General features: G+C 67.5%; 17 protein-coding genes. 7 read left to right on the top strand and 10 right to left on the bottom strand.

Features of this window, described 5'->3' with window-relative positions; all coding sequences use genetic code 11:
- Nucleotides 1-4 precede the first annotated feature (4 nt).
- Nucleotides 5-1432, bottom strand: coding sequence for a cytochrome ubiquinol oxidase subunit I (locus tag KL788_RS01275; protein WP_293167763.1), 1428 nt, complete (start codon nt 1430-1432; stop codon nt 5-7).
- A 167-nt stretch (nt 1433-1599) separates the two neighbouring features.
- On the opposite strand from KL788_RS01275, the gene KL788_RS01280 reads away from it, so the two are divergent.
- Nucleotides 1600-2271 carry a DedA family protein gene (locus tag KL788_RS01280; protein ID WP_293167765.1) on the top strand — a complete coding sequence of 224 codons (672 nt, stop codon included), beginning with the start codon at nt 1600-1602 and terminating at the stop codon, nt 2269-2271.
- 70 nt (nt 2272-2341) lie between these two features.
- Here KL788_RS01280 and KL788_RS01285 read toward each other — a convergent pair whose 3' ends face one another.
- From KL788_RS01285 to KL788_RS01305, 5 genes are all read right to left on the bottom strand, one after another.
- A complete protein-coding gene (locus KL788_RS01285; protein ID WP_293167767.1) occupies nt 2342-3253 on the bottom strand; it encodes an ABC transporter substrate-binding protein in 912 nt (303 codons plus the stop codon).
- Between the two features lie 17 nt (nt 3254-3270).
- The gene (locus tag KL788_RS01290; RefSeq protein ID WP_293167769.1) at nt 3271-4008 is read right to left on the bottom strand and encodes an ABC transporter permease; all 738 of its coding nucleotides are present in this window, start codon (nt 4006-4008) and stop codon (nt 3271-3273) included.
- Nucleotides 4005-4730, bottom strand: coding sequence for an ABC transporter permease (locus KL788_RS01295; protein WP_293167771.1), 726 nt, complete (start codon nt 4728-4730; stop codon nt 4005-4007). The genes KL788_RS01290 and KL788_RS01295 overlap by 4 nt, the downstream gene beginning before the upstream one ends.
- A complete protein-coding gene (locus KL788_RS01300) occupies nt 4727-5551 on the bottom strand; it encodes an ABC transporter ATP-binding protein (protein ID WP_293167773.1) in 825 nt (274 codons plus the stop codon). The genes KL788_RS01295 and KL788_RS01300 overlap by 4 nt, the downstream gene beginning before the upstream one ends.
- A 158-nt stretch (nt 5552-5709) precedes the next feature.
- On the bottom strand, nt 5710-6351 hold the full coding sequence (locus tag KL788_RS01305) for a TetR family transcriptional regulator (RefSeq protein WP_293167775.1): 642 nt from the start codon (nt 6349-6351) through the stop codon (nt 5710-5712).
- Nucleotides 6352-6452: 101 nt separating this feature from the next.
- On the opposite strand from KL788_RS01305, the gene KL788_RS01310 reads away from it, so the two are divergent.
- The 4 genes from KL788_RS01310 to KL788_RS01325 all read left to right on the top strand — a co-directional run bounded on the left by KL788_RS01310 (nt 6453) and on the right by KL788_RS01325 (nt 10267).
- Complete coding sequence (locus KL788_RS01310) at nt 6453-7517, top strand: App1 family protein (RefSeq protein WP_293167777.1); 1065 nt, start codon at nt 6453-6455, stop codon at nt 7515-7517.
- Between the two features lie 72 nt (nt 7518-7589).
- Nucleotides 7590-8030, top strand: coding sequence for a hypothetical protein (locus KL788_RS01315; RefSeq protein WP_293167779.1), 441 nt, complete (start codon nt 7590-7592; stop codon nt 8028-8030).
- Between the two features lie 51 nt (nt 8031-8081).
- Entirely contained in the window at nt 8082-9608 is a 1527-nt protein-coding gene (locus KL788_RS01320) for a sensor histidine kinase (protein ID WP_293167781.1), read from the top strand.
- Nucleotides 9605-10267 (top strand): response regulator transcription factor, encoded by a 663-nt coding sequence (locus KL788_RS01325; protein WP_293167783.1) that lies wholly within the window; start codon nt 9605-9607, stop codon nt 10265-10267. Before KL788_RS01320 ends, KL788_RS01325 begins: the two co-directional genes overlap by 4 nt.
- Nucleotides 10268-10303: 36 nt before the next feature.
- Here the strand turns inward: KL788_RS01325 and KL788_RS01330 are convergent, their stop codons facing one another.
- From KL788_RS01330 to KL788_RS01340, 3 genes are all read right to left on the bottom strand, one after another.
- Nucleotides 10304-10663 (bottom strand): hypothetical protein, encoded by a 360-nt coding sequence (locus KL788_RS01330; protein WP_293167785.1) that lies wholly within the window; start codon nt 10661-10663, stop codon nt 10304-10306.
- Nucleotides 10664-10764: 101 nt separating this feature from the next.
- A complete protein-coding gene (locus KL788_RS01335; RefSeq protein ID WP_293167786.1) occupies nt 10765-11184 on the bottom strand; it encodes a hypothetical protein in 420 nt (139 codons plus the stop codon).
- Nucleotides 11185-11251: 67 nt separating this feature from the next.
- On the bottom strand, nt 11252-12484 hold the full coding sequence (locus tag KL788_RS01340) for a phosphotransferase family protein (RefSeq protein WP_293167788.1): 1233 nt from the start codon (nt 12482-12484) through the stop codon (nt 11252-11254).
- A gap of 138 nt (nt 12485-12622) precedes the next feature.
- On the opposite strand from KL788_RS01340, the gene KL788_RS01345 reads away from it, so the two are divergent.
- Nucleotides 12623-12787, top strand: a complete 165-nt coding sequence (locus KL788_RS01345; protein WP_293167789.1) for a hypothetical protein — start codon at nt 12623-12625, stop codon at nt 12785-12787.
- Between the two features lie 160 nt (nt 12788-12947).
- Nucleotides 12948-13199, top strand: a complete 252-nt coding sequence (locus tag KL788_RS01350; protein ID WP_293167791.1) for a hypothetical protein — start codon at nt 12948-12950, stop codon at nt 13197-13199.
- Here KL788_RS01350 and KL788_RS01355 read toward each other — a convergent pair.
- Complete coding sequence (locus KL788_RS01355; protein WP_293167793.1) at nt 13196-14467, bottom strand: glycoside hydrolase family 3 N-terminal domain-containing protein; 1272 nt, start codon at nt 14465-14467, stop codon at nt 13196-13198. The genes KL788_RS01350 and KL788_RS01355 overlap by 4 nt on opposite strands.
- Nucleotides 14468-14496 lie beyond the last annotated feature (29 nt).

A 14496-nucleotide genomic window follows, 5' to 3' on the forward strand; every position in this document is an offset into this window, starting at 1 on the left:
TTGGTTAGTAGACGGTCGCGAGCTTGGCCGGATCGACGGTCGCGTCGCCGCTGCCGTCGTGCTCAGCGTCGTACTTGGCCCACTCGAGCGGGCCGTCGACGGCTGCGCGCACGATGAGCTTGAATTCGACGACCGCGAGCGCACCGTAGATGAGGGTGAAGGCGATCAACGAGATCAGCACTTCGAGCCCGGAGACTCCCGGCGACACTCCGTCCTCCGTGAGCATGAGGCCGAAGACGATCCAGGGCTGACGGCCCATCTCGGTGAAGATCCAGCCCATGAGGCTTGCGACGAGAGGCAGCGGTGCCGACCAGATCGCAACCTTCCACACCCAGTTGCGGGTGGGGGTGCGTCCGCCACGGGTTACCCACAGGCCGACGACCGAGATCAGGGCCGCGATGGCGCCAAGGCCGATCATCCAGCGGAAGCTCCAGTACGTCACCCAGATGATGGGCGTGTAGTTTCCGGGGCCGAACTCGGCTTCGTACTGTGCCTGCAGGTCGTTGATGCCCTCGACCGTGCCCATGAAGTCGTGGGTCGACAGGAACGAGAGCATGTAAGGAATGCGGATCGAGAAGAGTTCGCTCGAGCCATCCGGGGTTCCCCAGGTGAAGATCGAGAAGGATGCACCAGCGGTGGTCTGGTACAGCGCTTCCGCAGCGGCCATCTTCATCGGCTGGGTCTCGACCATGATCAGGCTCAGCTGGTCGCCGGTCAGCGCCACGCCGACAAAGGCGACGATGTTGACGATGAGGCCGAACCGCAGCGCGGTGCGCATCTCATCGAGGTATTGACCACGCGAGAGGTGGTAGGCGGCGACCGCCACCATGACGACCGCGGCGAACATCACCGAGGCGAAGATCGTGTGCGGAAACTGCGCGAGCGCGACAGGGTTGGTGAGCACCGCGCCGATGTCGGTCAATTCTGCGCGCCCGAGCTCTTCGTTGATCTCGAAGCCCACGGGGTTCTGCATGAAGGCGTTGGCCGCGAGGATGAAGTACGCCGACAGCGTCGTCGAGAGTGCCAGCAGCCAAATCACGGCGAGGTGGAGCTTTGCCGGAAGCTTGTCCCAGCCGAAGATCCACAACCCGATCATGCTCGCTTCGAGGAAAAACGCGAGCAGGCCCTCCATGGCGAGCGGGGCGCCGAACACGTCGCCGACAAAGCGCGAGTAGTCGCTCCAGTTCATGCCGAACTGGAACTCCTGCACGATGCCCGTCACGACACCCATGGCGAAGTTGATCAGAAAGATCTTGCCGAACAAGCGCGTGAGGTGCAGGTACTTCAAGTTCGCGGTGCGTACCCACGCGGTCTGGAACATGGCGACGAGGATCACCATGCCGATCGTGAGCGGCACGAACAGGAAGTGGTAGAGGGTCGTCAGACCGAACTGCCAACGGGCCAACAGGAGCGGATCGAGCCATTCGACCACGAGGGGGTCACCTGCCTTGCAGAAGAGGAGTGGAAGGCGGCAACTCGCCGCCGAATCGAGCCTAGAAAAGGCAGCGGTGCCGCACAGGGGCCGAAGGTCCCGACCTTGACAGAGTCGAGAGCAGACGCGAGCCTCTAGCGCACAGTGAGCCCGGCTAGGCTCGCGACGTGAACGAGTTGCTCGACGCGATCCTCGACCTCGTGCAGGGCGTCGACCCGGTGCTGCGCACGGCACTGGCAGGTCTCTTCATCATGCTCGAGACCACCATTTTGCTCGGCCTCATCGTGCCCGGCGACACCGTCGTGCTCGTCGCGAGTACCGCGGTCGACTCCCCCGCCGAGTACTGGGCGCTCGCCATCGTCGTCATCGTGGGCGCGCTCACCGGTGCCTCGCTCGGCTTCGCGATCGGGCGCTTTTTCGGGCCGCGGCTGCGTGCTTCTCGTCTCGGCGCCCGTATCGGCGAGAAGAATTGGCGCCGCGCCGAGAACTTCCTCGACCACCGGGGCGGCATCGCGGTATTCGTCTCACGGTTTCTGCCTGTGCTGCACTCCCTCACACCTCTCGTCGTCGGAATGAGCACGCTGCGCTACCGCACCTTCATGCTGTGGCTCACCCCCGCGTGCATCATCTGGTCGTTCGCCTACGTGTCGGTGGGCTCAGCAGCAGCCGAGGGCTATCGCAGCATCGCCGAGACCCTCGACTCTGCGGCGCTCATCTTCGTGGGCGTCATCGTCGGATTCTGGCTGCTTGTATTTGCGGTGAAGAAGCTGCTCGACCGTTATGTCTCACGCTTCGCCGATCACCCCGGCGACGGCGATGCGACGACGACCGAAGACTGAACGTCGCACACGACAGAGGGGCGGGCACTGAACAGTGCCCGCCCCTGTAGCGAAAGGATGCTGCGGCTGGCTAGCCGAGGAACCCGTTCTCGGTCAGCCACTGAGTGGCGATCTCGGTGAAGCCGAGCTGGTCGACCGTGCTCTGTACGTTGAGGGCGACAAGGCCTTCAGGCGTGAGAGCGGCGCTCACCTCGTTGATGATGTCGATCGCCTCTTGCGGCAGATCGGCCGAGGCGACGGGCACGACGTTCGAGGCTAGGAAGAGACCTTCGGGGTCGGCCAGCGTCACGAGTCCGTTCGAGCCGATGCGCGGGTCGGCACTGTAGACGTTCGCGACATTCACGATGCCTTCAAGCAGCGACTCGACCGTGGTGTCTCCGGTCGCCTGGAAGCCGACGGTCACGCCGTAGACGTCGAGCAGGCCCGTGGGGCCATAGGGGCGCTCTTCGAGCTCGGGGAAGCCGCCGAGGATGAGTCCGTCGACGCCGGCGAGGTCTCCGATCGAGTTAAGGCCGTTTGCTTCGGCGAACTCGGCGGTGACGTTGTAGCTGTCTTGGTCGGTGGCCGACGACTGGTCGAGCACCTGGAGGCCCTCCGGCACGACCTCCTGCAGCTCGGCGAAGACCTCATCTGCCTGCGTCGCGGTGGTATCGGGGTTCCAGAACTGCAGCAGGTTTCCGGTGTACTCGGGGAACAGGTCGACCTCACCGGCCTCGAGTGCCGGAATGTAGGCGTCGCGCTGCCCGATCTGGAAGTTGCGCTCGACGGTGAAGCCGCCCTCTTCGAGCGCCTGAGCGTAGAGCTCGGCGATGATCTCGTTCGAGTAGTAGGCCTGCGAGCCGATGACGATCGTCTCGGCGGGAGCATCCGTATCCGGCTCGGGCGCCAGCGGGTCGCCCGATGCACACCCTGCCAGGGCCAATGATGCCCCGACCGCGGCTGCCGTCATGGCGAGCCGGCCCTTGTTCCTTGCTGTGAACATGCGTTTGTCTCTTTTCTTCAGGTGGTGGCGGAGTCTGCCACCGCCGCGCGGCGTCCGGTTGACGTCGTGCGGGGTTCTGGGGCGCGGGCCGCGCGCACACCACGCGGCACTGCGTAGGTCTCGAGCAGCGCGAAGACCGCATCGAGGGTGAGGGCAATGACGATGATGAGGATGGCCGCCCCGAGCATGCGGTCGTAGTCGCGTAGCGCGATGCCCTGGATGATGGGCAGGCCGAGTCCGCCGAGGTTAACGTAGGCGGCGAGCGTCACCGTCGCCACCACCTGCAGCGTGGCGCTGCGAAGACCGCCGAGCAGCAGGGGCAGACCCAGTGGCACCTCGACCTTCCAGAGAATCTGCCATTCGGTCATGCCCATCGCGCGCGCGGCGTCGATCGTGCGGCGGTCGATGACTTCGAGCCCGGCGTAGGCGCCAGCGAGAATCGGGGGAATCGCCAGCAGCACGAGCACCACGACCGTCGCCGGCCCGCGCAGCGTGACGCCGACGAGCATGACGAACAGGAAGAGCAGGCCGAAGGTCGGCAGGGCTCGCGCGGCACCTGAGATTCCTACGGCGAGCTCGCGGCCCCGGCCGGTGTGCCCGATCAGCCAGCCGAGCGGGACTGCGATGAGCGCTGCGAAGAAGACGGCGAGTGCCGTGAACCACAGATGCTGCCCGGTGAGCTCGAGGAGCCCGCCTGGTCCCTGCCAGTTCTCGGGATCGAGCAGCCACGCGAACGCGTCGGTGAAGAGGTTCATCGCGCACCTGCCTGCTGCACCCCACGGCCGAACGCCTGGGCGGGAGACTCCACGCCCTGCTGGCTCTCGACCGATCGGCGCGGCGATCGGTCGAGTCGGGTCCACGGCATGAGCCACCGGCCCAGCAGCACGAGCAGCCCGTCGAACAGCAGCGCGATGACCACGACCATCACGACGCCGGCCAGCACCTGCTCGACGATGCCGCGCTGAAAGCCGTTGGTGAAGAGGTAGCCGAGGCTCTGCACCCCGACGACGATGCCCACCGTCAACAAGCTCACGGTGCTGACCGCGACCACGCGCAGGCCGGCGAGGAGCACCGGGCCGGCGAGCGGAAAGTCAACGGTCCAGAACCGGCCCCAACCCGAGTAGCCCATGGCCGTCGCCGCCTGCTTCACCCCTTGATCGACGCTCGCGAGCGCTTCGGCGACCGAGCGAGCCATGATCGCGACGGCGTAGATCGTCAAGGCGATGATCACGTTCGCTTCGCTCAAGAACCCGATGCCGAGCAGGGGCGGCAGCACGACGAAGAGGGCCAGCGACGGAATCGTGTACAGCAGACCGACGAGCGTCAGCACGAGACCGCGCGTGAGCCGGTAGCGGTAGGCCACCCAGCCGAGCGGCAGGGCGATGATGAACCCCAGCACGATCGGCACGATGCTCAGCCTGATGTGCTGCAGCGTGAGCTGCAGAATCAAGTCGAGGTTGTTGAAGACCCAGGTCACGCCGGGCTCGACTCCACGAGGCGACCAGCGACGTTGCCGTCGCCGTCGACGAGCACGTCGGCGCCGTCGATGCTCTGGATGCTCAGCGCGCGCTTGCCGCGATCAGCGCCGATGAAGCTCGCGACGAACTCGCTCGCCGGGTTCGCGAGAATCTCGTGCGGGGCGCCCTGCTGAGCGATCTTGGCACCCTTCTCGAGAATGACGACCTGGTCGCCGAGCAGAAAGGCCTCGTCGATGTCATGGGTGACGAAGACGACCGTCTTGCCGAGCTCGCGCTGCAAACGCAGCAGTTCTTGCTGCAGGTCGGCTCGCACGATCGGGTCGACGGCGCCGAACGGCTCGTCCATGAGCAGAATGTTCGGGTCGACGGCGAGGCCGCGCGCGACACCGACGCGCTGCTGTTGCCCGCCCGAGAGCTGGGCCGGATAGCGGTCGGCCATGGCCCGGTCGAGTCCGACCGTGTCCATGAGCTCGAGAGCGCGAGCGTGCGCCTCTTTCTTGGGCACACCGTTCAGTCGCGGCACCGTCGCGATGTTGTCGATCACGCGACGGTGCGGCAGAAGCCCTGAATTCTGCATCACGTAGCCGATGCGTCGGCGAAGCTTGACGGGCTCGATGTCGGCGACGTTCTCGCCGTCGATCTCGAGCTCTCCGCTCGACGCGTCGACCATGCGGTTGATCATGCGCAGCAGCGTCGTCTTGCCGCAGCCGCTCGAGCCCACCAGCACCGTGGTCTGGTGCGACGGGATCACGAGACTGAAGTCGTCGACGGCGAGGGTTCCGTCGTCGAAGACCTTGGAGATGGAGCGGAACTCGATCACGTGGCCCTCTTCCGGTCGCCTGCTGACAGGTCAGCGCACTGGGGTGACGTTCAGCGCGTGTTCAGTCAAACAGCATTCGGTGCAGAGGTCATGCCCGTTCGCATGGATTCTGGGCACTTCTCCAGACGGCCGTAACGTCGGCCGAGGCAACCTCGATGCTAGAGACGGCCGGCGAGCACGGCCCGCAGGGCGCGCTCGGTCTCGGCGAGCAGTTCGGCATCGCCGCTCTCGCTGCGCGCGAAGGCACGAGCGGTCAGCGCGTCGATGAGTTCGACGGCAGTACCGATCGCCAGCCGCACGTCAGACGAGTCGTTCACGCCGTAGTGCGCGACGAGCGCGTCGCTGACGGCGGTCGCCAGCATGGCGTTGGCCGTCGCGTCGGTCGACGACGGGCGCAGATCGATGACGTCGCCCGCGCGCAACGAGCGGTAGCCCGGCTCAGTGCGGAAGAGGTCGACGGTGACGGCGTGCAACGCCAGCACAGCATCCGTCGCCGAGGCGTGACGACCGGCCGCGAGCTCGTCGGCGGTACGCACCATGAGCCGCTCGACGTTGCGCGCCGCAAGGCTCTGCAGAACCGCGATGCGGTCGGGAAAGTAGCGGTAGACCGTGCCGATCGAAGCGCCTGCGCGCTCGGCAACCATCGCCGTGGTGAGGCGCTCGTAGCCGATCTCGTCGATCACGGAGGCCGCGGAGTCGAGCAGCGTGGCAAGCCGCGCTGTACTGCGAGCCTGAACAGGCTCGTTGCGAATCGGAGCTGCAGACGAGAGCAGCGCTGCGCTGGAATCAATGGTAAGCACGGTGTAACCCTTTCGACGTGCGCCACTGTACTCCTCAGATCTCGGTGACATGAGGATTCGTGGGAAGAACGTTCGTTCTGCGATTCTGCAAGACTGAACACGTGCCGGATGAGAGGGATACCCCCGAGACCGCGTCTCCGGCCAGGTGGGCCCTTCGCGCGGTCGCCCTCGAAGACCGCTTTCATCGCTTTCGTGCGCGGTGGGGTCGGCGCCGGGGGCTCGAGCCCGTCGTGATTCCCTACAGCGGCTATGGGGGCGACGGCTGGATCAGGGTGCTCTGCCGCGTGCTGCTCGCCCGACCGTCGAAGACCGCCAAGACGCGCGCGACGATTCGGGGGTGGCGCAGTTTCGTCAGCATTCCCGTTGCCGACAGCACCGTCACCGTGCGCATCGGCGACCAGGAGTTCGAGGTCACCTCCGACCGCGGAGGTGTCGTCGACGTCGATCTCGCGGTCGACCTCGAGCCAGGGCTGCGCACGATCAGTCTGGAGGCGCCGGGCTCAGAACGGGTCGAGGCGCGCATCTACGTCGTGCGACCCGAAGCGCGACTGGGCGTCGTGTGCGATATCGATGACACCGTCATGGTCACCGCCCTGCCACGGCCGTTCTTGGCGGCGTGGAACACGTTCGTGCTCGACGAGCATGCTCGCCGACCGGTGCCGGGCATGGCGGTCATGCTCGAGAGACTGGTGCGTGAGAACCCCGGCTCGCCCGTGATTTACCTGTCAACGGGCGCGTGGAACGTGGCGCCGACCCTCGACCGGTTCATGAGCAGGCACCTGTACCCCGATGGCACGATGCTGCTGACCGACTGGGGGCCGACGCACGACCGTCTGTTCCGCAGCGGACGCGATCACAAGCGCACGAGCCTTGAGAGATTGGCACGAGAGTTTCCGGATGTTCGCTGGGTGCTCATCGGCGATGACGGGCAGCACGACGAAGAGCTCTACCGCGACTTCAGCGAGGCGTTTCCGCAGAACGTGGCGGCGATCGCCATCCGCCAGCTGTCGACTCCCGAAGCCGTGCTCGCGGGCGGGCGCAGCCGAGGAGACGATTCACCGCTGGACGGAGGAGACGGACCGCCGTGGGTGTGGGCGCCCGACGGGGCCGGGCTCGCCGAGCAGCTCGCGACCCTGGGACTCATCGCCGCCGACGATCCTTCCTGATCCAAACGAGACAATCGAACATGTGTTCGATACGATGGTGCCGTTCGGTCAACCGGTTCTCGGGAGGTGCGCGTGCCGCGTCGCCTGTCGCGCAGACCGGGGCCGGAGCATCCGGTGCTCTTCACCGACGCCAGCGACATTCCGGTGCGGATCGAGCCGACGCGGCCGCGCGCGGCCGCGCGCATGGCTGAGTACCGTTTGCTGCTCGCCGCCGCCGAGGCCACCGACCTCGCTTCGATCACCGACCGCTCGATCGGGCGGTCGGTCACGATCGCCGGCGAGCGGCGCCCGCGAGACACCCTGACGACGGCCGAGCTGCTGCTCGACGACGGCACCGCGGTCGTCGGGCTCACCACGAGTGCCGACGCACCGCGCTCGATGCGCGAGTCGCTGTCAGCGCGCTTCCTGCTCGTCACCGGCACGGTGCGCGAGCGCGAGGGCGAGTTGCAGGTGCAGGTAGAGCAAGCTGGAGACCTGCGCACCATCGCCCGAGAGTGGCCGCCTCGCCGGTGAGAGTGTTCTCATCTGCCCGACCTGCGCGCATCGCACGACGATAATGAGGCCATGGCCAGTGCTGCGCTCCCCCGCGTCTCGGTGCGGTCGCGCATTCTCGCCGTGATTCTCATCGTCACGAGCCTCGGCATGGCTGTCTCGGGTTTCGCCGCGTACATCGTGCAGCGCGACCGCGTGCTGAGCACGATCGACGACGAGCTGCTCGCCACCGTCGAGGCCGCACGCGGCATCGTGACCGGTGAGTCTTCCGCGCAGGGCGGCAGCACGGCGACGGTGCCCGAGAGCACCGCGACGACCTTCGCCACCGTCGACGAGGCTCTGAGCGCTGTCATGTCGCGCCTCGTGCCGGGCCGGCATGAGAGCAGCGTGGCGATCATCGATGGCGCCGCGCGCTTCATTCCCGGTACGGCGATCGCTTTCCACCTGGAAGACGACCCGGCGTTCATCGAGCGCGTCTGGAACGAAGCGAGCTCCGGAAGCGTCACTCTCGGCACGGCGGTCACGACCGTCGGCACCCTGCGGTACGTGTCTGTGCCGGTCGAGATCGCGGGAAGCGAGCAGTCGGGGGCGTATGTCACGGCGGTGGATGCTCAACGCGCCGTCGACGAAGTCGCAGGTGCCTTTCTCACCTACGCGGGGCTCGCCCTGCTCTCGCTCGCGGCGATCGGTGTCGTCGGCTGGTTCGTCGCGGGTCGGCTGCTCGCGCCTCTGCGCACGCTCGCCGAGACTGCCTCGCGCATCACGGCGGAAGATCTGTCGGAGCGCATCCCCGTCAACGGCAACGACGACGTCTCGGCGCTCACCGAGACAGTCAACGCGATGCTCGACCGCATCGACGAGGCTCTCACCAGCCAGCGTCAACTGCTCGATGACGTGCGTCACGAGCTCAAGACGCCGATCACGATCGTGCGCGGGCACCTCGAACTGCTCGACGCGTCCAAGCCCGCCGATGTGCTGGCAGCCCGCGAGATCGCCATCGACGAGCTCGACCGCATGGCGGGCCTCGTCGACGACATCGATGCCCTGGCTCGTGCCGAGCATCTGGCCGCTCTCGCGGAGCCGACCGACGTCGCCGACTTCACGGCGCTCGTCTTCAGCAAGATGCAGGCGATTCCCGACCGGCGCTGGCAGCTCGAGGCGTCCGCCGATGTCGTGGCTCCGCTCTCGCCTGCCCGCATCACTCAAGGCTGGCTGCAGCTCGCCGACAATGCCGCGAAGTACTCGGCAGTCGACTCGCTGATCCGCGTCGGGAGCACGGCCTACGCGGGCTCGGTCGAGTTCTGGGTCGCCGATGAGGGTCCGGGCATTCCCGAAGGAGCCGAGCGCCGCATCTTCGAGCGATTCGGCCGCGCAGACACGGGCCGCGGCATCGGAGGGTCGGGGCTCGGCCTGCCCATCGTGGCAGCGATCGCCCGCGCTCACGGCGGCTACGTGAGCCTCGAGACCTCGCCCGATGGCTCTCGATTCGGCATCGTGATTCCGACCGTCGACGCAGGCGCCGCGCCCCCGCCGCCGGCGGAGGGCTTCGCCGAACCCTCAGAATCCGCGCCGACCGCGGCAGCAGGGAGAGGTTCGTGACCAGCATTCTGATCGTCGAAGACGAGAGGCGCATCTCGTCGTTCATCGAAAAAGGCCTCTCGGCAGCGGGCTACTCGCCGACCGTCGTCGACGACGGGCTCGCCGCGCTCGACTACGTGGCCACAGGCTCGTTCGAGCTCGTGCTTCTCGACGTGGGCCTGCCCGGTATCGACGGATTCGAGGTGCTCACGCGCCTGCGCGCCCGCGGGGAGACGATGCCGATCATCATGCTCACCGCCCGCACCAGCGTCGACGACACCGTGACGGGTCTCGACGGCGGCGCCAACGACTACCTGCCGAAGCCCTTTAAGTTCGACGAGCTCATGGCGCGCATCCGTCTTCGGTTGCGAGAGTCTGGCCAGCAGTCGGTCGCCGAGACAGTGCTTCGGCACGGTGACATCGCCCTCGACCTCACCACCCGGCGCGTGACAGTCGGCAGTCTGACCAATGATCTCTCGGCGCGCGAGTTCGCGCTCGCCGAGCAGTTCGTGCGGCACCCCGAACAGGTGCTCTCACGTGAGCAGCTGCTCAGCCGCGTCTGGGGTTTCGACTTCGACCCCGGCTCGAACGTCGTCGACGTGTACGTGCGCTATCTGAGAGGCAAGATCGGGGCCGACCGCATCGAGACGGTGCGCGGCATGGGCTACCGCCTGATCTGACGGGCGGCGCGCCTTACCGCCGCTGCCGGGTCTGCGTCAGTCTGCCGAATCGACGCTTGCCGGCGACGCGGGCGACACACTGTCGGGGGCGACGGGTCGCGGCGCTGGCGCGGGTGCCTGCTGCACGGGCGCGGCCGGCTCGGCGGTCGGGGCAACCGTGCTCGACACGGCCGGGGTCGACGACGGTACGGGGAAGGTCACGTCGCCCGTGCCCGCTGAGCCCTTGACGTCGCTGAGCGAGTCGCCGGGCACCGTGGAGATCGGCGGCACCTGCGCCTGGGTGGTGGAGTCGACGAGCGGCAGCGCGTTGGCGACCCCGACGGCGCCCGCGGCCACGATGCCCAGCCCGAGTGCCGAGGCGGCCGAGATCGAGATCCAGCGAGGTGCGGGGGGCATGGTGTTCCTTTCGTGTCGATTCCAGTGTGGCGTGCGGCGATGAGAACGGCGATGGCCTTCGATGAGAGTGTTCTCATCGAAGGCCATTGCCGCGACTGCAGTCAGTCGACCGAGTCGACGCTCGCAGGGCTGTCAACCGAGGCCGGCGAAGCCGGCGAGGCGGGGCTGTCGACCGAGGCGGGCGACACCGGGCTGTCGACCGACACAGGGCTCGCCGGGCTGTCGGCTGAGGCGGGCGACACCGGGCTGTCGACTGAGGCGGGCGACGTCGGCGTGTTGGTCGAGGTGGGGCTCGAGGGCGAGTCGCTCGACGTGGGCGAGACGATGCTGTCGCTCGTCACGCTAAAGCCGACGTCAGCCGAGCCGTTGCCCGGCTGCAGCGAGTCGATGCCGGGAACACTGAGCCCCGTCGTGTTCTCCATGAGCGGCATCGCGTTCGCGACGGTGGCGGCACCGCTCGCGAGCACGCCGATGCTGAGTGCCGAGGCCGCCCCGATGGCGATCCAGTTCTTGTTGTCCATGATGTCCTCCCTCTCGCGCGCCGAGCGGCCCGCGTCGATGGAGCAACTCTCTCCAGCGCGAATGAGATCACCAGGAGGAGCCGGTGAGAGGCCTCTCATCTGCATTGACCACCCGATGCGCTCGCTCGATGAGTTCGGTCGCCCCCGCCGTGCCCGCCGCCGATCGCGAGAGCGCGTGCCCGAGAAGCTGCGTGGCGGCGATCGCGTGCGCCCGATCGACGAACCCCGCTTCAGACGCGCCGAACCAGCGGCGTCGCCAGCCGTCGGCGAGCACCGAGCATCGGCGAGCCCGCACCGTGGCACGACTACCGCCGTCATGCACCACGGTCGCGATGAGGTGTGCGTAGAGCGCGGCCGCGTCGTCTGCCGGGTCTCCCCAGCCCGAGGTGTCGATGTCGAGAAGACCGGTGACGGTCGATGGCGCGGCCGGATCCGCGAGCAGTTGTGCGAGGTGCAGGTCACCGTGCACCGTGCGAGACGGCGGAGGTGCCCCGCCCGCGCGGAATCGCCGCGAGATCGTGCGTGCCGTGCGCTCGATGAGACCGTCGTGCTCGGGCAGCTGCTCGATCAAGCGCTCTTCGTACCAGTCGATACGACGCACGAGCGACGCGCGAGCGGCAGCCGTCGAGGGCACCGTCGCGATGGCCGACACGATGCGCTCGAGCTCGTCGAGCAGCGCTGCCGGATGCTGAATGCGATCGAGCAGCGATATGACCTCCGCACCGTGCAGAGCCTCTAGCGCCACCAGGCCTTCTTCGCTCCAGCCGAGCACCGCCGGCACCGGAATCGATGCCTCTCTCCACAGCGTGTGCTTGGCCTGCAGCGGCTCGGCGGCGGGCGGGCGCACAACCTTCAAGAAGTACGCGGTCTCGGTGGTGTCGACGCGCACGACCGCCCGCTTGCCGGGCCGGTACGCCGCGAGGCTCACTCTCAGACCGTCGACCGGCAGCCCGAGTCGAGCGAGCACGACGCCAGCCGCCTCGGCATAGACCGCTGTGCGCAGAGCGGGTAGCGCCGGGTCTGCCGGGTAGACCCAGACATCGACCTTCTCACCCGTCGCCGGATTGCGCAGAGTCAGCACTCCGGGTCGTGTCGCCTCGGGGGGCGAGGTCTCGACGAACACCGTGTGGTCGGTGAGTTCGCCCGCGCCGGCGCGCAAGGTCACGCGATATCCGTGCGTGAAGCCGTTTCCGGTTGGCTCGACCTGCAGAGCGTGCGCCTCGACGAGTACCGACTCGAGTGAGGCCGCCACGGCGTCAAGCACGTCACGATGCCGCAGTGGTTCCCCCGATGCACTCACTTGGCCATTCTGCCGTGTTGTCACGGTCGCGTGCGGCACCTGCCCGAACGAGAGTACGATTCACAGTGCACCGTACCCGACGGTGCCGGATCAGCTCTCCCGAAAGACTGAATCCGCGCTCTTCCCTGGAGCACCCACATGAGCCGCGCCCAGCTGCTGCGCATCGCCGCAGCGACCCTCGTCGCGGTCGTTCTGCTGGTGCTCGCTTCAGTGGCGATCGTGGGCGGGCCAGAGCGCGCACGGCCTCCACTCGGCGACGTGCGCATCGAGAAGATCCTCGACTTCCAGCTTCCTGAGGTCTAGCCTCGCCTGCGCAGCCCTGCCGTACGACACCCCCGGTTCGGGGGCTCCCGCTGTCTGCGAAGACCGATAGCCTAGAGTGAGGCTCGTTCAAAAAACCAGCCCCCGGCGTCCCCCCAACCGCCTGCTCGACCCGAACCCGAACCCGACGGGAGCACAGCGCATGATCGCACTCGCCATCACTGGCGCGACGTTGCTGCTGGTCGGCGCGATCGTGATCTCGCTCGAGCGCCACCGCAAGCTGACCCCGGTCACCGCGATCATCACCGGTCTGGGCACGCTTGCCGTCGTGTTCGGCGCTATCACGACGACGGTCGTGACAAGTCTGCCGGCCACCGCGGGCGGCACGCAGCGCGCCGTTGTCAATGCCCCACTCGTTGAGCGGGTGGCCGACGTGACCCTGCCGACGCTCTAGCCGGCAATCAATTCGTCGTCGTCCTCTGAGATTCTGTCGACCGCCCGGGGCGATTCACCCCAGCACTTCGCGCCGCAATCAATGAATGGTCCTGTGTCGCCGCTCGCATCGCGCCGAAGATCGAGCACGCGATGCAGCGATTCGTCGAGGGCCACTTCGTCGAGGCGTCCGTCTGACACAGCCGCGGCGAGCTCGGCGACCAGCGTGCCGGGGTCGATGCCGACGGTGCGCGGGTCTGCGGGCAGCACGTAGAGCAGCAGGTCGTTGCCCGCGGCAAGTGCGCGCACCGCATTCTGCACCGGGTCGGCGTAGGCAGCTACCCTCGACCGCTGGAGCATGAGCATGTCGTCGGTGACGATGACGCCGTCAAAGCCCAGTTCGCTGCGCAGCAGGTCGATCCACACGGGCGAGAGCGATGCCGGGAGGTCGCTGATCTGCGAGAACTCGAGGTGCCCCATCATGACGAGTGGAGCGCCCGCCTCGATTCCAGCACGAAAGGGAACGGCGTGCGTCGACCGCCACTCGTCGATCGAGATCGATGACTGCGGAATACTGACGTGTGAGTCATCCGGACTCGCGCCGTGGCCCGGAAAGTGCTTGAGCGTCGACAGCGCATTGCCCGCCTCCCCGCGCACGGCTGCCGCTACCCTCTCAGCGGCCGCCGCCGGCGTCTCGCCGAGCGTGCGGCTGCGGATGAACGACGAGCGATCGGGCGTGACATCGGCGACGATGCCAAAGTTGATGAGCACCCCGGCTTCAGCGACGAGAGCCGACCGTTCGCGGAAAGCCTGCTCCGCCGCCGACGGCGGGGCACCCCGCAGCGTGCGAGCTGACGCCGCATTGTCCTCGCGCAGCCGGCGCACGTCGCCGCCCTCTTGATCGATCGCGGTGAGTACCGGCAGCCCCGGCTCACTGCTGAGCGCTCGCGTAAGGGTGGCGACCGTCGATGCCGGACCCCCGACGTTGTCGCCCATGACGATCACCCCGGCGAAGCCGTGGGCGTCGATGAGCGCGCGGATGCGGCCCGGGTCGGTGCCCGGAACGTGCACCATGATGAGGGCCGCGACCTTTTGCTCAGTCGACATCGCCGCGATGCGCTGCTCGAGGTACACCTCGCGCGCGTCAAGCGCGACAGGGGCGCCCACCAGTCGCGCTGGCTCAACTGGCACAGGAATACCGGGCTGCGCCGCAGCGCAGCCCGTCGTCGCGAGTGCGAGGGCGAGAGTCAGGGCGGTCGCCCTCTTGAGGCCTCTCGTGCCGCGTCGCATCTGCTGATGGTAACCGGCCCGCGCCTACG

It is taken from the genome of Microcella sp., assembly GCF_019739195.1.
In the GTDB taxonomy this organism is placed as follows: domain Bacteria; phylum Actinomycetota; class Actinomycetes; order Actinomycetales; family Microbacteriaceae; genus Microcella.

What these genes read in the sequence shown, in the direction of transcription:
- KL788_RS01285 (WP_293167767.1), bottom strand. Translation starts at nt 3,253, where the DNA reads ATGTTCACAGCAAGGAACAAGGGCCGGCTCGCCATGACGGCAGCCGCG.
- KL788_RS01290 (WP_293167769.1), bottom strand. Translation starts at nt 4,008, where the DNA reads ATGAACCTCTTCACCGACGCGTTCGCGTGGCTGCTCGATCCCGAGAAC.
- KL788_RS01320 (WP_293167781.1), top strand. Translation starts at nt 8,082, where the DNA reads ATGGCCAGTGCTGCGCTCCCCCGCGTCTCGGTGCGGTCGCGCATTCTC.
- KL788_RS01330 (WP_293167785.1), bottom strand. Translation starts at nt 10,663, where the DNA reads ATGCCCCCCGCACCTCGCTGGATCTCGATCTCGGCCGCCTCGGCACTC.
- KL788_RS01335 (WP_293167786.1), bottom strand. Translation starts at nt 11,184, where the DNA reads ATGGACAACAAGAACTGGATCGCCATCGGGGCGGCCTCGGCACTCAGC.
- KL788_RS01345 (WP_293167789.1), top strand. Translation starts at nt 12,623, where the DNA reads ATGAGCCGCGCCCAGCTGCTGCGCATCGCCGCAGCGACCCTCGTCGCG.
- KL788_RS01350 (WP_293167791.1), top strand. Translation starts at nt 12,948, where the DNA reads ATGATCGCACTCGCCATCACTGGCGCGACGTTGCTGCTGGTCGGCGCG.
- KL788_RS01355 (WP_293167793.1), bottom strand. Translation starts at nt 14,467, where the DNA reads ATGCGACGCGGCACGAGAGGCCTCAAGAGGGCGACCGCCCTGACTCTC.